This is a genomic window from Bradyrhizobium sp. WSM2793 (assembly GCF_000379585.1).
In the GTDB taxonomy this organism is placed as follows: Bacteria; Pseudomonadota; Alphaproteobacteria; order Rhizobiales; family Xanthobacteraceae; genus Bradyrhizobium.
The window spans coordinates 1-17,444 of the sequence record NZ_KB902808.1 but is presented as its reverse complement, the minus strand read 5'-3'; the positions used below and the strand labels follow the sequence as shown (position 1 = coordinate 17,444).

Annotated in this window: 15 protein-coding genes; 6 read left to right on the top strand and 9 right to left on the bottom strand. The window is 61.0% G+C overall.

Annotation, left to right across the window (positions count from 1 at the left end; translation table 11 throughout):
- Positions 1-41: 41 nt before the first annotated feature.
- The 5 genes from A3AS_RS0133145 to A3AS_RS44150 are packed head-to-tail and all read right to left on the bottom strand — an operon-like array spanning position 42 to position 6,687.
- Complete coding sequence (locus A3AS_RS0133145; protein WP_020508784.1) at positions 42-1,352, bottom strand: FAD-binding oxidoreductase; 1,311 nt, start codon at positions 1,350-1,352, stop codon at positions 42-44.
- Between the two features lie 53 nt (positions 1,353-1,405).
- Positions 1,406-2,284 (bottom strand): ABC transporter permease, encoded by an 879-nt coding sequence (locus A3AS_RS0133140; RefSeq protein WP_018321788.1) that lies wholly within the window; start codon positions 2,282-2,284, stop codon positions 1,406-1,408.
- 38 nt (positions 2,285-2,322) lie between these two features.
- On the bottom strand, positions 2,323-3,273 hold the full coding sequence (locus tag A3AS_RS0133135; RefSeq protein WP_018321787.1) for an ABC transporter permease: 951 nt from the start codon (positions 3,271-3,273) through the stop codon (positions 2,323-2,325).
- A gap of 55 nt (positions 3,274-3,328) precedes the next feature.
- The gene (locus A3AS_RS0133130) at positions 3,329-4,999 is read right to left on the bottom strand and encodes a peptide ABC transporter substrate-binding protein (RefSeq protein WP_026202618.1); all 1,671 of its coding nucleotides are present in this window, start codon (positions 4,997-4,999) and stop codon (positions 3,329-3,331) included.
- Complete coding sequence (locus A3AS_RS44150; protein WP_049815061.1) at positions 4,996-6,687, bottom strand: ABC transporter ATP-binding protein; 1,692 nt, start codon at positions 6,685-6,687, stop codon at positions 4,996-4,998. The genes A3AS_RS0133130 and A3AS_RS44150 overlap by 4 nt, the downstream gene beginning before the upstream one ends.
- A gap of 641 nt (positions 6,688-7,328) precedes the next feature.
- On the opposite strand from A3AS_RS44150, the gene A3AS_RS0133120 reads away from it, so the two are divergent.
- Complete coding sequence (locus A3AS_RS0133120; RefSeq protein WP_018321784.1) at positions 7,329-8,654, top strand: FAD-binding oxidoreductase; 1,326 nt, start codon at positions 7,329-7,331, stop codon at positions 8,652-8,654.
- A gap of 113 nt (positions 8,655-8,767) precedes the next feature.
- Positions 8,768-9,244, top strand: a complete 477-nt coding sequence (locus A3AS_RS0133115; RefSeq protein ID WP_018321783.1) for an Lrp/AsnC family transcriptional regulator — start codon at positions 8,768-8,770, stop codon at positions 9,242-9,244.
- 28 nt (positions 9,245-9,272) lie between these two features.
- Here the strand turns inward: A3AS_RS0133115 and A3AS_RS0133110 are convergent, their stop codons facing one another.
- Positions 9,273-10,649, bottom strand: coding sequence for an aspartate aminotransferase family protein (locus A3AS_RS0133110; RefSeq protein ID WP_018321782.1), 1,377 nt, complete (start codon positions 10,647-10,649; stop codon positions 9,273-9,275).
- Between the two features lie 343 nt (positions 10,650-10,992).
- Here A3AS_RS0133110 and A3AS_RS0133105 point away from each other — a divergent pair, with 343 nt between their 5' ends.
- A complete protein-coding gene (locus A3AS_RS0133105; protein ID WP_018321781.1) occupies positions 10,993-11,682 on the top strand; it encodes a haloacid dehalogenase type II in 690 nt (229 codons plus the stop codon).
- Between the two features lie 111 nt (positions 11,683-11,793).
- On the opposite strand, the gene A3AS_RS0133100 is transcribed toward A3AS_RS0133105, so the two are convergent.
- From A3AS_RS0133100 to A3AS_RS0133090, 3 genes are all read right to left on the bottom strand, one after another.
- Positions 11,794-13,251: an NAD-dependent succinate-semialdehyde dehydrogenase gene (locus A3AS_RS0133100; protein WP_018321780.1), complete on the bottom strand. Its 1,458-nt coding sequence runs from the start codon at positions 13,249-13,251 to the stop codon at positions 11,794-11,796.
- A gap of 211 nt (positions 13,252-13,462) precedes the next feature.
- The gene (locus A3AS_RS0133095; protein ID WP_018321779.1) at positions 13,463-13,819 is read right to left on the bottom strand and encodes a cupin domain-containing protein; all 357 of its coding nucleotides are present in this window, start codon (positions 13,817-13,819) and stop codon (positions 13,463-13,465) included.
- A gap of 13 nt (positions 13,820-13,832) precedes the next feature.
- Complete coding sequence (locus tag A3AS_RS0133090) at positions 13,833-14,756, bottom strand: glyoxylate/hydroxypyruvate reductase A (protein ID WP_018321778.1); 924 nt, start codon at positions 14,754-14,756, stop codon at positions 13,833-13,835.
- A gap of 342 nt (positions 14,757-15,098) precedes the next feature.
- Between A3AS_RS0133090 and A3AS_RS0133085 the strand changes: the two genes are divergently transcribed.
- The 3 genes from A3AS_RS0133085 to A3AS_RS45905 form a co-directional block, all read left to right on the top strand.
- A complete protein-coding gene (locus A3AS_RS0133085; RefSeq protein WP_026202617.1) occupies positions 15,099-15,977 on the top strand; it encodes a GNAT family N-acetyltransferase in 879 nt (292 codons plus the stop codon).
- Between the two features lie 609 nt (positions 15,978-16,586).
- Positions 16,587-17,087 (top strand): hypothetical protein, encoded by a 501-nt coding sequence (locus A3AS_RS44145; protein WP_020508782.1) that lies wholly within the window; start codon positions 16,587-16,589, stop codon positions 17,085-17,087.
- On the top strand, positions 17,077-17,444 hold a 368-nt coding region (locus A3AS_RS45905; RefSeq protein ID WP_084674964.1), incomplete at its 3' end, for a transposase. The genes A3AS_RS44145 and A3AS_RS45905, both read left to right, overlap by 11 nt.

Below are 17,444 nucleotides of genomic sequence, written 5' to 3'. Positions count from 1 at the left end.
TCCGGAACTCAGACCTGGGTTGTAAGCTGTGCTGCCGGCCGTCAACGGCTGGCGCGCCACATCGCGATCCGGTCACGCATCCGGTAGCCTTGAATGAAGGCAGGCATGAACCACGGATTGCCTCGATAGAACGGGATGAAGGCCGGAGGCCTGAAGTCGAACGCGGTACGCGCCCTCTCCTCGTGTCCCAGGAGCTTGTGGGCCGCATGCATACCGACCCATGGCGCCCAGACCACGCCCGACCCGCAGAAGCCGCTGGCATAGACGATACCTTCCTTCTCGAAAATGCGCGGAATCATGTCGCGGTTCATGGCCACATGGCCGAACCAGCTGTGTGAGAGGCGAACGGGCTCCAGCTCAGGGAACAGATTCACCAGGCCCTTGCGCAGAAGCAGCTTCGGGGCGACGGGGTCGCCGACACGAGAGCTGTCGCGGCCGCCCAGCAAGATGCGTTTGCCATCAGGCGAGGGCCGATAATAGAAGCCGACCTCCCGGTTCTCCGTGATCATCATGCGTTTCGGCATCAGCCGCGCCATGACTTCGGGCGCAAGCTCCTCCGTCGCAATAATCCGGCTGCGAACCGGGACCAGCCGACGGCGCAGGAAGGGCACGGCGCCATCGGTGTAACCGTTGGTACACACCAGCACCTGACGCGCCTGCACCGGACCGGCCGCGGTGACGACGCGGAAACCGGAGCCATCTCTGTCGATCGAGATCACGGGCGTCCGCGCGTGGACTCTCAATCCGGAAGCGAGCGCGACCCGCAGCAGTTCGGCGTGAAACTTCGCCGGGTGCAGTCCGCCGATGTCCATCCGAACCGTACCGCCGCGATAGACATCGGTGCCGATATGCTGGCGCTGCTCGGCATAGGGAACTGCGTAGGCTTCGATCCCAAGCTTCTTTGCCAGCCTCTCCGCGGTGCGCGCCATGGCCTCGTATTGCTCGTAGCCGAAGGCGCCCTTGAACTGCCCCACCGGCTGGAAGTCGCAGGCGAGGCCTTCCGTCCTGATGAAATCGTACAGGAACTCGCGCGCGGCCTTGCCTTCCGCCTCGATCGCCAGCGCCCTCTCCTCTCCGAACCGGCGCGTGAGCGTCGCGTAATCGGGCCGAATGGATCCGCTGGTGATACCGCCGTTGCGCGTCGAAGCTCCTTCACCAGGGTCCATGGCGTCATAGGCCGCAACCGAGCGGCCCTCGCGCGCCAGCACCAGACCGGCCGAGAGCCCCGCATAGCCCGCGCCCACGATCAACACGTCGAGCTTCCTGGCTATTGGCTGCTGAGGCGGCGGCTTAAGCGGCGCGGCTTCCCACCAATAGGGCGTGGCCTTCTCGGCAACTCTCGGCGCGTGCATGGCTTTGCTTCTCGTATGGTCGCTGGTTTCAGCCGCGACTCAGTTGAAATCGTTCAGATGTGATCGTTTCGAACGTCGAGGGCATCTCGCAAGCCATCGCCGATGAAGTTGAAGCTCGTCACCGCCATCGTAATGGCGGCACCGGGAATGATGGCAAGCCAGGGAGCGCTCGCCAGATATTGCTGGGCGCCATTGAGCATGTTGCCCCAGCTGGGCAGCGGCGGCTGGATGCCGTAGCCGAGAAAGCTGATATAGGCCTCCAGAAGGATCGCGCGCGCGACGGCCAGACTTGCGGCGACGATGATGGGACCCATGGCATTGGGCAGGATCTCGCGAAACATGATGTGCGCCCTGCGAAGCCCGACCATGCGCGCGGCCTGGACGAACTCGCGCTCGCGCAGGGAACGGACCTCGGCCTCGACGATTCGCGCAGTCTCCATCCAGCTCGTGACGGCAATGATCACGGTGATCATCGCCGGGCTCGGCCGCAGCGTTGCGGCCAGCGCCAGCACGAGAAAGATCGAGGGATAGGACAGGAAGCCATCGACCGTCCGCATCAATGCCGCCCCGACCCAACCCCCGCGATAGCCGGCCGTCACGCCAATGAGCGTGCCGATCAACGTCGACAGCAACATGGCGGAGAACCCCACCGCCAGCGAGACGCGCCCGGCCATCAACAGCCGCACCGCGAGGTCTCGCCCTAAGGGATCCGTGCCTAAGTAATGGTTGCCTGTCAGCGGCGGAGCAAAGCGGGCGCGCAGATCGATGTGGAGCGAATCGTAGGGCAAGGCATAGGGACCGATGGCGCACGCCAGCACGAGCAGGGTGATCATCGCGATTCCCAAGAGCGCCAGGTGATGACGCATGAAGCGGATAACGGCACGGCTGTGCCACCAGCGGGCCGGAGCTGCGTGCGCGACGATGGCGGTCATATCTACTCGCTCCTCTTATCTGTCGTGAGTCTGCAGGCTCAGGCCAGGCGAATGCGCGGATCGACGGTGGCGATCACGATGTCTGCGATCAGATTACCCAACAGGACCAGGATGGCCGAGAAGATCAACAGCCCCATCACGACCGGATAGTCGCTGTAACCAAGGCTGTCGAGAAACAGCCGCCCCATGCCCGGCCAGGTGAACACGGTCTCCGTGACCAGCGCGCCGGTGAGAACGCTGGGCAATTGCATCCCTGCCAGCGTGATCATCGGCAACAGCGCATTGCCGATGACATGTTTCAGCAAGATGCGGCGTTCGCTCACGCCCTTGGCCCGGGCCGTCTTGACGAAATCCTGACTGAGCGCATCGAGCGTTGCCGTCCGCATGTAACGGCTCCAGATAGCGACATGAACGAGGGACAGCACCAGGCTCGGCAAGATCAGGTGATGCAGATAGTCCAGTACCGAGCCGTCGCCAATCGTGTACATGTTGCCTGCGGGCACCCAACCCAGCTTCAGGGTGAAGATGTAGATGCCGATCAGGCCAAACCAGAACGTCGGAACGGACAGCGCCACCATGGCGCCGACAGTCGCGCAGTAGTCGAACAGCGAATAGCGGTGGGTGGCGCCCCGGATTCCGATCCAGGCACCCACCCCGATCGCAAATGCGGTGGACGTACCCATAAGCAGTAGCGTCGCCAGCAAGTGTCGACCAATCACCGTCAGCACCGAAGAGCCATCGCGGAACGAGTGTCCCCAATCGCCCTGGAGCAGCCGCCAGGCCCAATCGAGATACTGCATCCATAGCGGCCGGTTCAACCCGAGCTGCGCTGCGAGCCGCTCCACATCCTTCTGGGTCATCCCCGGATCGAGCCCGAACTGCGCCAGAGGACCACCCGGCATGAGGTTGAGAACCGTGAAGCCGATGATCGAGACGATCACCAGCAGCACGATGCTCTGCAAGAGACGATTCAGCAGGAAGGCGGACATTCGAGTCCTCCATTAGCGTGACAACACCGTCCGACGCGGTCCGTCCGGCGAGACATCAGCTCGCCCAATACCAGGCGAGCGCGTTCCAGGACTCCGTGCGCGTGTTGCCATTCGGCACGAATCCATTGATCCCTTTCTTGAGACCTTGGACCGAGTTGCTCTGATACAACGGCAGGAAAGGCAGATCGCGGCGCACGAGTTCCTGTACGCGAGAGTAGATCGCGCGCCGCGCTTCGGGATCGAAGGTGCGGGCGCCTTTGTCAAGGAGGGCATCGACCTCCGGATTGGCGTATTGGGCATTGTTCGAGCCGCGGCCGCCCTTCGCTGCGATCGAGCGCGAGTGGAGGCGATTGGTGACGTCCGGATCGGCGCCAATCAGATACGAGCTGCCGACGATCACGGAATCGAACTGCGATTGCACCCAGAAATCGCCCCACATCACGGCGGCGGGCAGGTTCGATATCTTCATCTCGACCCCCAGTTGCGCGAACGTCTGCTGCAGGAACTGCTGCACCTGTTCACGAAGGGGATCGCCCGACGTGGTCGAATTGGTAAAGGACAGGCGAACGCCGTTCTTGGCGCGAATGCCGTCCGCGCCCTTTGCCCAGCCGGCCTGGTCGAGGATCTTGCCCGCGCGATTCACATCAAATTTGTGTAGGGGCAGATTGGCGTTGAAGAAGAAGGACTGCCGCGGCATGAACGTCTCTGTCGGGGTCGGCACGCCGTAATAGAGCCCCTGAATGATCGCCTCCTTGTCAATCGCCGCGTAGAGCGCCTCGCGAACAGCAAGCTCCTTGAACTGCGGGCGCTCGAGGTTCAGATAGAAGGATTCGAACGAGGTCCTTGGGACGAGCGTCACCACACGGTTTGGCAGCGTCTTGGCTTCCCCGTAATGATCGGGCGTGATGTAAGGCTGGCCCACGAGATCAATGTCGCCGCTCTTGAACTGGGTGTAGAGGACCGTGAGATCGGGAATGTATTTGAAGACCAGCCTCTCGATGTGAGGGCCATCACCGAAGTATTCGGTGTTCGCAACGAGTTCGAGATGATCACCAGCAACCCTCTTGCTCCACTTGAAGGCGCCGGTTCCGACCGGTGCCTGGTTGAAGGCGGCGTTGTTCGGATTGGCCTCTTTCTCGAGGATGTGCTTGGGGACGATGAATGTTTCGGTCAGGAACGACAGATACGGCGCAAAGGCCTCCTCCATTCGCCACGTCATCTCCGTCGGCGAGACCACCGTGATGTCGCGCACGAGAGCATGGCCGGCCGTGCGCCAACTCCGGAAGTTCGGATTCGTAATCAGCTCGAGCGTGAACTTCACGTCCTCGGCGCTGAACGGTTTGCCGTCGTGCCAGCGGACATCGTCGCGCAAACGAATACGCCATTTGAGACCGTCTTCCGAAATGCCGCCATTCTTCTGGTTCGGCACTTCCACGGCCAGGTTGGGCTGAATAACGCCCTGAGGATCGATGCGAAACAGCGCGTCGAAGACCGAGAAATGCACGCCATCATCGACTTCAATGTGTACCATCAGCGGATTGAAGACGGTCGGCTCTTGTCCAAGCCCGACGATCACGCGGCCGGTTGGCTTTGTCGGAGAGGTGCGCGCGTTGGCCGGCTTGCCCAATAGATTGGGCGCGATCAGGCCGGCAGCTCCGCCGATCGCCACCATTCGCAGAGCATCACGCCGCGAGTAGCTCGATGTCGTTGCAGAACCCTTGGTCATAACGTCTCTCCTCCCTTGTGCTGTCCGCCATACTCTGCATGTTCGGGCATGCTCAGGGGTTGCTCGCCCGGGATTGCTGCCACCAGTTCTCGCGTGTAGGTGGATTTCGGATCGAGGAATATCTGGGACGGCGGTCCGCGTTCCACGATTTGTCCTCGATGCATGACGGCGATTTCATCGCAGATTTGGCTTGCGACGCGCAGATCATGCGTGATGAAGATCATCGAGACGCCGGTCTCCCGCTGGATCTGGTCGAGCAGCTTCAAGATCTGGGCCTGGATCGATACGTCGAGCGCTGAGACCGCTTCGTCGGCAATCAGCAATTTTGGCTTGAACATCAGCGCCCGCGCGATGCCGACGCGCTGGCGCTGCCCGCCGGAGAACTCGTGCGGATAGCGCTCAAAGGCGCCTGCATCCAGGCCGACATGGGACAGAAGCTCCCGCGCACGCTCGCAAGCTTTGTCATAAGGCATGCCATGCGCGACCGGGCCGACAGTGAGAATTTGACCGACCGTCGATCGCGGATTGAGCGATGCGAAAGGATCCTGAAAGATCATCTGGATGTTCGGCCGTAGCGGCCGAAACTCGGCTTCGGAAAGCCCAGCGATGTCGCGGCCTTCGAACAGAATCGAGCCGCCGTCGCACTCCATGAGCTTGATCAACAGCCGACCGAGCGACGACTTGCCCGAACCGCTTTCCCCGACGACGCCGAGCGTGCGACCCGACGTGAGGTCGAAGCTGACCCCATTGACCGCAGGCACGATGCGCTGCGTACGGAAAAGCGCGCTGCCGCTGCGATAAGTCTTTGCCAGGCATTCGACCTTCAGGATCGACGCTCGCTCCAGGGCTTCCGAGGGAACGCGGTCCTTCCCGGTCAGGTGGGGCACGGCTGCGATCAGACGGCGCGTATAGAGATGACCGGGCGACTTCAGCACCTGCGCGGCACTGCCCTGCTCCACGCAATGGCCCTTCTCCATCACCACAACGTGGTCGGCAATCTCCGCGACGACGCCGAAATCATGGGTAATGAACATGACGCTCATTCCCTTGCGGCGCTGAATGTCGCGGATCAATTGCAGGATCTGCGCCTGGGTCGTCACGTCGAGTGCGGTGGTCGGCTCGTCCGCAATCAGGATCGCAGGTTCGAGAGCCAGAGCCATAGCGATCATCACCCGCTGCCGCTGCCCGCCCGAAAGCCGGAAGGGATATTGGTGATACATGAGCTGCGGATCAGGCAGACCCACTTCAATCAACAAGTCTATGGCCCGGCTGCGGCGCGAGGCCGGCGTGCCCACGTCGTGCGCGGCCATCACCTCCTCGATCTGCGCGCCCACGGTCATCAGCGGGTTGAGCGCCGAGAGAGGATCTTGAAAGATCATCGAGACGACTCGGCCGCGCAGACTGCGGAGCTTTTCTGGCGCGAGGCCTACGATGTTCGTCCCATTCAGGTGGATCGCCCCCGAGGTGACCCTGATCACCTTCGGCAGAAGCCCCATGATCGCATTGGCGGTGACCGACTTGCCCGATCCAGATTCTCCGATGATGCAGAGAATCTGTCCACGTTTGAGATCGAAGGAGATGTTCTCGACGGCGTGGGCCCGCTCCATTCCTTCAGGCAGGCTCACGGTCAGTTCGCGCACCGACAGCGCGACATCGGCGGGGGCTGCAGCCGGCTCGCCAGAGGCCATCGGAACATCCTCCCTTTTTAGCTTCGTTCGGCCATCCTGCTGCGAGCCGCGCCTTCGGTTCTTTGCCTTGCCACGCTTCTTCGACAGGTCGACGATTTGACGTTCGACGTGCCATTCCTCCATTGGAGGCTGCGACATGATTCAGGCCTCCCCGCGCAAGAGGCAAGAACTCTTCTTCGCAGTGCGGCGCCGACCGAACAGGTCAGTTCGATCGAAGCGAAGCATGGATGGTGCCGAGCTCATAGCTTGATCGCTTCTGCCAAGATCTGCTCCTCGACAAGGCTCATGCGGGTTGCCTCTATGGACTTCGATCCTTCGATCCGTTCTGCCGATCTTGACGATTTGAATCACCCTGGAGTCGCCGAAAGCCGGCATCGAAGCAGCAGGAACTTCTGAAAACGAAGTCCGATTTGGCATTTCAGTCTGCGCCGCCAGCCCTGCCGCGGCGGCGCGCGACGGATCGCAGGAGCACGTGCATCAGTCTCGCCGCCTGCAAGGCTGCGACCCAAGCAAAGTATTTTCGCAATAATAGCCTGTGTCAAAGGCAGTAAACCGCAGGATATTCGGTCTCATGGCCAAAGTCCGCGGGGCCTGCCGCAATTCCCCGGTTACGCTACGCAACCACCGGAGATCCCTGTCGGATGAGCGCGCCGCTCCTGCATATCGAATCCAGTCCATCCCTGCCTCGTGAGGCGGACGTCGTCGTCATCGGCGGCGGCGTCGTGGGTGTGTTCACAAGCTACTATCTCGCGCGTCGCGGCCTCAAGGTTGCCTTGCTCGAGAAGGGCCGCGTCGCCGCCGAGCAGTCCAGCCGCAACTGGGGATGGTGCCGACAACAGAACCGCGACGCACGCGAGCTGCCGCTTGCGACCAAGAGCCTCGATCTCTGGCAACGAGTTGCCCAGGAAACGGGTGAAGACACGGGCTTTCGCCGCTGCGGCCTATTGTATTTGTCGAACGACGAGAATGAGCTGGCAGGCTGGGCCAAGTGGCGAGACTTCGCCAGGACCGTTGGCGTCACGACGCATCTGTTGAGCTCGGAAGAGGCGAGCGGTCGGGGCAAGGCGACGGGTCGCAAGTGGAAGGGCGGCGTCTTCTCGCCGACAGACGGGACGGCGGACACTTCAAAGGCCGTCCCCATCGCCGCGCGTGCGATCATGGCGGCGGGCGGCACGGTGCACCAGCTCTGCGCCGCGCGCGGCATCGAGCTCAGTGCCGGCCGGGTCAACGGCGTGGTGACCGAGGCGGGCACGATCCGGACGAAGACGGTGGTCATGGCAGGAGGCGCATGGGCATCTTCGTTCTGCAACCAGCTCGGAATTCGCTTCCCGCAGGCATCCGTGCGCTCTTCGATTCTCGCCCTGGCCCCGGGCGCGGCCGACCTGCCTGATGCCCTTTACGCAGGGCTCGTGTCGGCCACGCGCCGCGGCGATGGCGGATACACGCTGGCCATCAGCGGGCGCGCGCGACTGGATCCGACGCCGCAGCAGGTCAGGTTCGGCCGCGAATTCCTCCCCATGTTCGCCCGCCGCTGGCGAAGCCTCAGCCCCGGCGCCTTCGAGGGCATGCGGCAAGGCCACGAATCCCTGGCGAAATGGAGGCTCGACGAGGTGACCCCGATGGAGCTGAACCGAACGCTCAACCCCCGCCCCGACATGAGGCAGATTCGGCTGACGCATCGACGCGCGTGCAAGCTGGTCCCCGAGCTGCGGCACCTCGCCATCTTAAACGTCTGGGCCGGCTACATCGACAGCACACCGGACGGCATTCCGGCAATCGGCGAAGTTGAATCCATTCCAGGCTTCATCCTTGCGGCGGGGTTCAGTGGGCACGGCTTCGGGATTGGGCCCGGCACCGGGCACATGATCGCCGACATCATCACCGGTCGAGCACCGATCGTCGACCCGCGCCCCTACAGGCCGGAACGGCTGAAAATGAGCGCCTGGGGGAAGGTCAGCGAGTTCTGAATTGCAGTTTCCGCCTCGTTGGGAAAAGCTGCTGGTTGATGCTATGACAATGCATATGACGCTGAAGACTCAAAGCCCTGACGCCGTTGTCGGCCCCATCTGATGGCATTGCTATGAAGCTCGATAAGATCGACATCAGGATTTTATGCGAACTGCAGAAGAACGGGCGCATTTCCAACGTCGAGCTCGCAGAGCTGATAAATCTTTCGCCGAGCCCGTGCCTGATGCGCGTCAAGAGGCTCCAGACGGAGGGCTTCATCACCGGCTATTCCGCCCAGATCGATGTTGCCAAGCTCGGACAAACTCTGACGGTCTTCGCTGAAATCACCCTGAAGAATCATCGGCAGATCGATTTCGCTCGCTTTCTCACGACGATCGAAAAGATCGATTCGGTCGTCGAATGCCATCTGGTTTCGGGCGGGTACGACTATCTCGTCAAGTTCATCACCGCGGGGATCAGCGAATACCAGGCGGTCATGGAACGCCTGGTCGAGATGGATATCGGCATCGACAAGTACTTCAGTTTCGTCGTGCTGAAGTCCCCGATCGTGAAATCCCATCTGCCGCTCGAAAGCATCTTCGATAGCTAAGAACAATCTCCGACCGGCAGCGCGGTGATCATCCCTTCATCGCCGCGCGGACGTCCTTGTCTTCGAGCGTCTGGTCGAGCGTAGTCTTTGTCCGCTCAATAATGCCGTCGATGTCGTCATCGGTGCAGCACAGCGGCGGCGCGTAGCCCAGCACGCCTTGCGCGAAGGCGCGGATCACGAGACCATTGTCCCACGCGCGGTCGAAGATGCGGCGCGCCGCGTCGGCTTCCGCCGGCAGAGGCGTCTTGAGCTCCTTGTCAGTGACGAGCTCGATTGCAGCCAGCATGCCGCGACCCCTGATATCGCCGACAAGCGGATGATCGGCAAGCGCCCGAAGACCTTCCATCAGCCGGTGCCCGGCCTTCCGGCCGTTTTCCAGCAAGCCGTTTTCATAGAGATCAAGGCACGCGAGCCCAACGGCTGCGCTGACGGGATGAGCGGAATAGGTGTAGCCGTGGCCGACGGCCACCTTGCCGGCGCCATCGGCAATCGTGTTGTAGACGCCGTCGGACATGAGAACGGCCCCCATCGGCACGTAGCCAGAGGTTAGCCCCTTTGCCGTGGTCATGAGATCCGGCACGACGTCATCCTCTTCACAGGCGAAGAGCGGACCGACACGGCCAAAGCCGGTGATGACCTCATCGGCAACGAACAGAATATCGTGCTCCTTGCAGACCGCATGCATCGCCTTCAGCCAGGACGGCGGCGGAACGAGGACGCCTCCTGACCCCTGTATCGGCTCGACATAGAAGGCGGCGACGCGTTCGGCGCCCAGTTCGGCGATCTTGGCCCGCAAGGCCGCGACCGACGCCGCAATGATAGCCTGGGGATGGGAACCGACAGGGTTGCGATAGGCGTAGTGCGAGGGGATCTTGTGTTGCCAGTCGTATGGCACCCCAAAGCCCGCATGAAAGGCGGGCAGCGCCGTCAAGCCAGCCCCTGCCGTCGACGATCCATGGTAGCCAGACTCGACGGAAATGAACTGGTCCTTCTGCGGTCGCCCTTTGGAATGATAGTAGTACCTGATGAACCGGATCGTACTGTCGATGGCATCGGAGCCACCCAGCGTGAAGTAGACATGGTTCAGATCGCCAGGCGCCAATTCAGCCAACCTGGCCGCCAGCCGGATCGCCGGGTCCGAGCCCAAACCGAAATAGCCCGTCGCATAAGGCAGCTCCTGCAGCTGCCGCGTAGCTGCTTCAACGATGCTGTCCTGTCCGTAGCCGGCATTGACACACCATAGGCCGGCGAAGCCGTCCAGCAATTGACGTCCCGAGACATCGGTCAGCGTCGCGCCCTTCCCTGACTTCAGCACGCGGACACCCGTCGTCTCGTGGCTTCGATAGGATGAGACCGGGTGAATCAGATGCGCGCGATCGAGTTCAATCAGCGAGTTGCTCAACATGTCGTCCTCCAGATCAACCGCAATTTTTGTGCGGTCACCCCGATGTTTTCGCACTCAACATAGGATGACCAAGACAGCAGTTGCTCCCAGGCTGGACATGGACGAAGGGCATTTTGACTGTCATTGACGATCGGCGCCGCATCTTATGCCGGCATCGGCTTGCGCCAGGCATTGGCGCTCACGTCGGATGCGCCTATTTCGCACAACTCTCTGCCACAGCTCCGATCCGATACGACACAATCTGCTCCCGGTCACCGCGACATCGGTGCTTTATCTTGTCGGGTGCTCGCTATGATGCTTGTCGTATCGGCAAGCGGTGCGTGAGATCGCAAGGATTGGAGCTATGGCGACGTTCAGACCCAAATACATCACCTTCGACTGTTACGGCACGCTGACCAATTTCGACATGGCCGGCGCGGCGAGGAGAGTCTATGGCTCTCAACTTTCTGCCACGACGATGGCTAGTTTCATCAAGGATTTCGCCGCCTATCGCCTGGACGAGGTTCTTGGCGCGTGGAAGCCGTACTTCGAGGTCGTGCATAATTCGGTGGAGCGCGCTTGCAAGCGCAACGGTATCGTATTTCGGCCGGAGGATGCCCAGCGCATCAATGAAGAGATCCACACGTGGGGTCCACATGCCGACGTCCCGGCTGGTCTGGCCAAAGTTGCCAGGGAGATTCCGCTGGTCATTTTGTCGAACTCCATGAAGAACCTCATCATGTCCAACGTGGAGAAGCTCGGTGCTCCCTTCCACACGGTCATCACGGCCGAGGAGACTGGCGCCTACAAGCCACACATGAAGGGCTTCGAATACATGCTCGACAAGCTGGGCTGCGGCCCGGAAGATATCACCCACGTCTCCTCCTCGTTCCGCTACGATCTGATGACCGCCTACGATCTGGGTATCAAGAGCAAGGTATGGGTGAACCGCGGTCACGAGCCGGCGAACCCCTTCTATGAATACACCGAGGTCCCTGGCATCGGCGGCTTGGCTGCCGCAGTCGGCCTGGAGCCTCTTCGTAAAAGCGCCTGAGCGCAGTTCTTTCGGGATCGCTCGCGGCATTTCAGCAATAGAGATCTGCGCTGGTCAAGGAAAAGGGGCGGTTCAACCGCCCCCTTTTCTTGTTTCAGATCCGATGGACGCTCAATCCAGGCCGCCGACATGAAGGGCCTTGCTCTCGAGATATTCTTCTATCCCGAGCTGAGATCCCTCGCGTCCCAGGCCCGACTGTTTGACACCGCCAAAAGGCGCAACCTCGGTCGAGATCAGGCCGGTGTTCAAGCCGACCATGCCGAACTCCAGCGCTTCGGCAATACGCCAGGAACGCTTCAGGTTTTCAGTGTAGAAATACGCCGCAAGACCGAAGGGCGTACCGTTTGCGATCGCTATCGCCTCGTCCTCCGTCTCGAACCGGAAAAGCGGCGCGACCGGTCCGAAGGTCTCCTCCGAAGCCAGGAGCATCTCGGTCGTCGCGCCACCGAGCACGAGAGGCCGAGCAAATTGCCGGCCCTCCGGCACCGCCTCACTCTCAGCGATGATCTTTGCGCCTTTATCCAGCGCGTCCATGACGTGCCGCTTGATCTTCTCGATCGCTGCGCCATTGATCATCGGCCCGATTGCGACCCCATCTTCCGTACCGGCACCTACCTTCATTTTCGCGACCTTGCCGGCGAGCTTCTGTGCAAAGGCATCGTAGACACCCGATTGGACAAGAATGCGATTACAGCAGACGCAGGTCTGTCCGCCGTTGCGGAACTTCGACGCAATTGCGCCCTCGACGGCGCGGTCGATATCGGCATCGTCGAAGACGATGAACGGCGCGTTGCCGCCGAGCTCGAGACTGAGCCGCTTGATGTTGTCGGCGGCGCCTTTCATCAGCAGCGCGCCGACGCGGGTCGACCCCGTGAACGAGATCTTGCGGACGGTCTCATTGGCCATCAGCTCCTTGCCAATGTCGGCCGGCATGCCCGTCACGATGTTGATCACGCCAGGTGGAATTCCTGCCCGCTCCGCCAGCACACCGATCGCGAGGGCCGAAAACGGCGTGAATTCAGAGGGCTTGATGACGACGGTGCAGCCCGCGGCAAGCGCAGGCGCCACCTTGCGTGTAATCATCGCGTTGGGAAAATTCCAGGGCGTGATGATCCCGCAGACGCCGACCGGCTCTTTCAAAACCAGAATGCGGCGATCGACGGTGGGAGACGGGATCGTCGATCCGTTGATCCGGCGCGCCTCTTCCGCAAACCATTTGACGAAGGAGGCCCCATAGCGGATTTCGCCGAGCGATTCCGCCAGTGGCTTGCCCTGCTCCAGCGTGAGCAGAAGAGCCAAATCCTGCTCATGGTGTCGCATGAGCTCATACCAGCGCTCCAGCAGCGCGGCGCGCTCTGCATGGGCCTTGGTCTTCCAATGCTTGAACGCGTCGGCCGCAGCGCGGATGGCAGCCCTGGTCTCCTCGCACCCCATATCGGGGATGGTGCCAAGAACTTGCTGGCTGGCAGGATCGATGACATCAACCGTCGCCTTCGCACTCGCGTCGCGCCAGTGGCCGCCGATCAGTGCCTGCTGGCGAAACAGATCCTTGTCTTTCAATGCAACCATGTATTTGTTCCCTTACTCTTCGGGGTCAAACCGCCAACACTGCCGGATATGCGATTGGCGAGACAAGCCGTCTCATCTGAGCCATACAGCACCGCGCGCCGCATTTTTCATCGAGAAGAAAGCGTCTGACCGCGTTGAATCCGGTCAGACGGGCACTCGAAAGTCGATTGTTCTGGCCGTCGTTTAGTGAGGCCGCCGTCAGGCATCGTGCTCAGTCATAGTGGCAGACATAGATCTTCCGCACGGTCTCGATCGTGCGCCAGACGCCGACAAAGCCCGGCTTCATCACAAAGCTGTCGCCGGCGCGGAAAGTCTTCGTCTCGCCACCCTTTTCCTCGATTTCGATAAGACCCGAGATGATGTGGCAGAACTCGAAGGTGGTGCCCTTGATGGAATGCGTCTCGCCCGGCGTTGCTTCCCAGACGCCGGTCAGCACCTTTTCGCCTTTCGAGGCGTCCTGCGCCCAGGTCTTGAAGGACGGATTGCCCGAAATGAGCCGTTCCGCATCTGGCACGGCCTTCTTCGGTACAAAATCCGGATTGGTGTCGATGGTAATCAGAAGTGACATGGCATCTTTCCTGTTAGTAACCGAGCGTTCGATCGACGAGGCCGATCGGATTTCGTCCGGCGCGGTGGCGCCGGATGTTCTCTATGACAGATTCCGCGGCCGTATGCGGTTGCGTCACGGACGCGATATGCGGCGTGATGATCACCTTCGGATGCGACCAGAGCGCATGGGCTCCCGGCAGCGGCTCGGGATCGGTCACGTCGAGCATCGCTGCGGCAAGGCGCCCGCTATCGAGCGCTTCGATGAGTGCGCCCTGGTCAAGCTGCGGACCGCGGCCGACATGAAGCAGCCTTGCTCCCGCCGGCAGGAGAGAGAACAGCTGTGCGTTCAGGATGCCGCTTGTTTGCGCCGTCAGGGGCAGAAGACAGACGAGAATGTCCGTTCCTTTCAGGAAGTTGCCAAGCTGACCATCGCCGTGGAAGCAGGTGACGCCCTCGATCGTCTTGTTGTTGCGGCTCCACGCGGCAAGCGGAAATCCAAACGGCTTGAGGCGATCAATCGCAGCTTGCGCCAACATGCCGAGGCCCAGAAAGCCGACGCGCCGATCGGCCGCCTGGGGCGTTTCAAGAGCCTGCCATAGGCCTCTTCCCTGCTGCTCCCGATAGGCAAGCATCTCGCGATGGAGTGTCAGCACCCCAAGCACGACGTACTCCTGCATCATGCGTATAATGCCATCTTCGATCATGCGCACGAGCTTGACGTGGCCAGGTAGGGTCTCCGGCTTGAATTGATCGACCCCCGCACCGGTGGAAAAGAGCATTTCCAGATTTCGAAAGCGCGAGAGATCGTCGGGCGCGTTCCAGGTTATCAGGTACCGTACCTTTTCCGGCTCGAAGCATTCGCTGGAATGATAGAATTCGAGATCAGGGAGCTCGCGCGCAAAGGCCTGCCGGAATATAGCCGCCCGAGCAGCATCGGAATTGAAAAGGAATGCCATCGACGTGGTCCTCTCAGGTCCTCGCCCGGGATGCGGCGCGTTGAGACCGGACTGGCCGGCCACCGAGGGCTGGAAAGGCGGCGAGCCCTACGAAGCCTTCAACGTTCACTGGGGTCACCCTGCCTGCTGTTGCCGGATATCGATAGGCCGCAACCAGTAGCTTTCCCTGCTGAATCGAGCTGAACCAGCGGCGAAACATTCCGAGTACCGCCCGCCAAACAGGCGAAACCTGCTGGCCTTCCGCGCTATGCTGCTGCAAAAGAGGGCTTGTGCGGCACGCAACAGAAGGCCGGCGGGGGATAGGCCGCGGGCTTTGAGCTCGCAAAGGAATGGATGAGCGGAATGGGACGAACGGTACGCGTGAAGTCCTTTGAACTGGTGGCCAAGGACATAAACGACGTTGATGTGAAGCTGCTCCACGCGCTTTCGATCGGTGTCGGTTGGCCGCATCGCCCCAAGGACTGGGATTTCCTGCGCCGCGCCGGCCACGGCATCGTCGCCGTTGATGGCATCGGCCGCGTTTTCGGCAGCGCGATGTGGTTCCCTTATAGCCAGGAATTCGCAACGATTGGCCTGGTGATCACATCGCCCCGAACCCAGGCACAAGGTACTGGCCGCTGGCTCATGGAGCAGGTTTTCGAGCGGTGTGGCGACCGGAATTTGACCCTCAACTCAACCCATGCCGCCTATCACCTGTATCTGTCGCTGGGGTTCACGAAGGAAGCCACCGTATATCTGTGGCAAGGAGAACTCGTCTCACCACCTCCGCCGGTGCAGGCTCTGGCCGGTGAATTGAGCTCGCTGTCCACGGCGGACATCGGAGAGATCGCGGCACTGGATGAACGCGCGTTCGGAACTAACCGGCAGAAGCTGCTCGCATTGCTTTCTGAAGGTGCTTCAATCTCCGTCCTGCGCCGGGGCGGAGAGGCCGTCGGTTTTTCCATGAAGCGCGAATTCGGCCGCGGTCATGTGATCGGCCCGATCGTTGCCAGCAATGATTGTGACGCGATCCATCTCACCGCTGTGCATCTTAGGAATCTCGCGGGACAATTCGTCCGCGTCGATACGCGGGAGCAGACGGGTCTGTTTGCCGACTTCCTTCAACAGAGCCGCCTCGCAATGACCGACACCGTCACGACGATGTCTAAGGGCCGGCGATTCCTGAACCGAAAGGAAAATGAGCCGTGGGTGTACGGGCTAGCCGGTCACGCGTTGAGCTGAAGCTATGAAGCGAAGCTCCGTGGGGACTGGTACCAACGGCCGATCGCGACCCTACAGAGACGGGCCGTGGCTAGCGCGGCTAGCGGAGGGGCGAGTCGCTCGCGAAGCGGACCCAAGCGCACGAAATCGTAGTTTGGCGTGCGCAATCGCGCAATTGGCGGAGAGATGTGAGTCAAACTCACGACGTTCGACCATTCCGCGTCGAAAGCACTCGCCCGCACCCTACCCTCGGAAGTTCAGATCCTGCACATGTGCCAAAAGCCTGCGCACGTTGGCTGTGGTGAGATTTTTCTTGATCTCCCGGTGCACACGTCGTGCACACGGCGCCTTCTAAGCGATTGAAAACCTTAACCTCTCATTCCAATCCATCATGGGCGCCACGGAAAAGCGATAGTCTTGATATTTCAATGATTTACCTTATGCTTTCAATAGGATGAAGCATGAACGTGTGCACTCCAAACTAGCCGAATTTGCACACGTTTGTACCCGTTTTGACCTCTCGGTGCCCACATAGTGCACACGAAAAGTCGGAGTGCACACGCGTGGCGACCTTCACACAATTTGGCATCCGGAAACTGGCGCGTCCAGGTCCGCCGCAAGACCCGCTACGTGGCCGAGACTTTCCGACGGCGCAAGGACGGCGAAGAATGGGCGCTCGAAATGGAGCGCAACATTGACCGAAATGGCTCGTCCAAGCCCCGCGTGGTCCGGAACGTTCGCACGTTTGGCGAGCTGATTGACCTGCACGACGAAGATATGCGCGAGGTCGGAAGACCCCCTCGCCGGTCAAAGGCTGCTGTGATGGCGTCGCTCAAGGCCGAGCTCGGTAGTGTGAAACTTCCCGCACTCAATCGACAGCGGCTGATTGAGTTCGGAAGGAAGCGAGCCAAACAAGGCGCTGGTCCCGCAACGTTGGCGATCGATTTGTCGTTCATCCGAACAATCATAACGCATGCCGCTGCGGTCCAAGGCATCGAGGTTTCTGCCGAGGAAGCCCGCCTCGCACGCGTCGCGTTAAGTCATCTCAATCTGGTTGGAAAGTCTCCCTCCGGTGAGGGCCGTCTTGCCGGGTTAAGAGGAGTGCTGTGTAACAGCCCTTATGGACAGTAATAAGTTCAGTGCACGGATTGAACGGTTCGAGGTTGTCGAGACTGGCCGTCGCCGTCGCTGGACGGATGACGAGAAACCTAAGATCGTTCTGGAGAGTTTGCAGGCACCGCGCGCGGTCTCGTCGACAGCACGACGATACGGCATCTCGCGCTCGCTGCTGCTGACTTGGCGACGATCGTTTGGGACGCAGACGAACGAACGACCTCAGCCAGCCTTTGTGCCGGCGATGGTGATGCCGGACCAACCGCCGGTGCCGCCAGTAGCTTTGGCGGGGCCAGCGGGCGGACGCATGGAGATTGTCGTCGGCAAGGCCTGTCGCGTGATCGTGGACGCCAGCGTTGATATGACCGCGTTGTC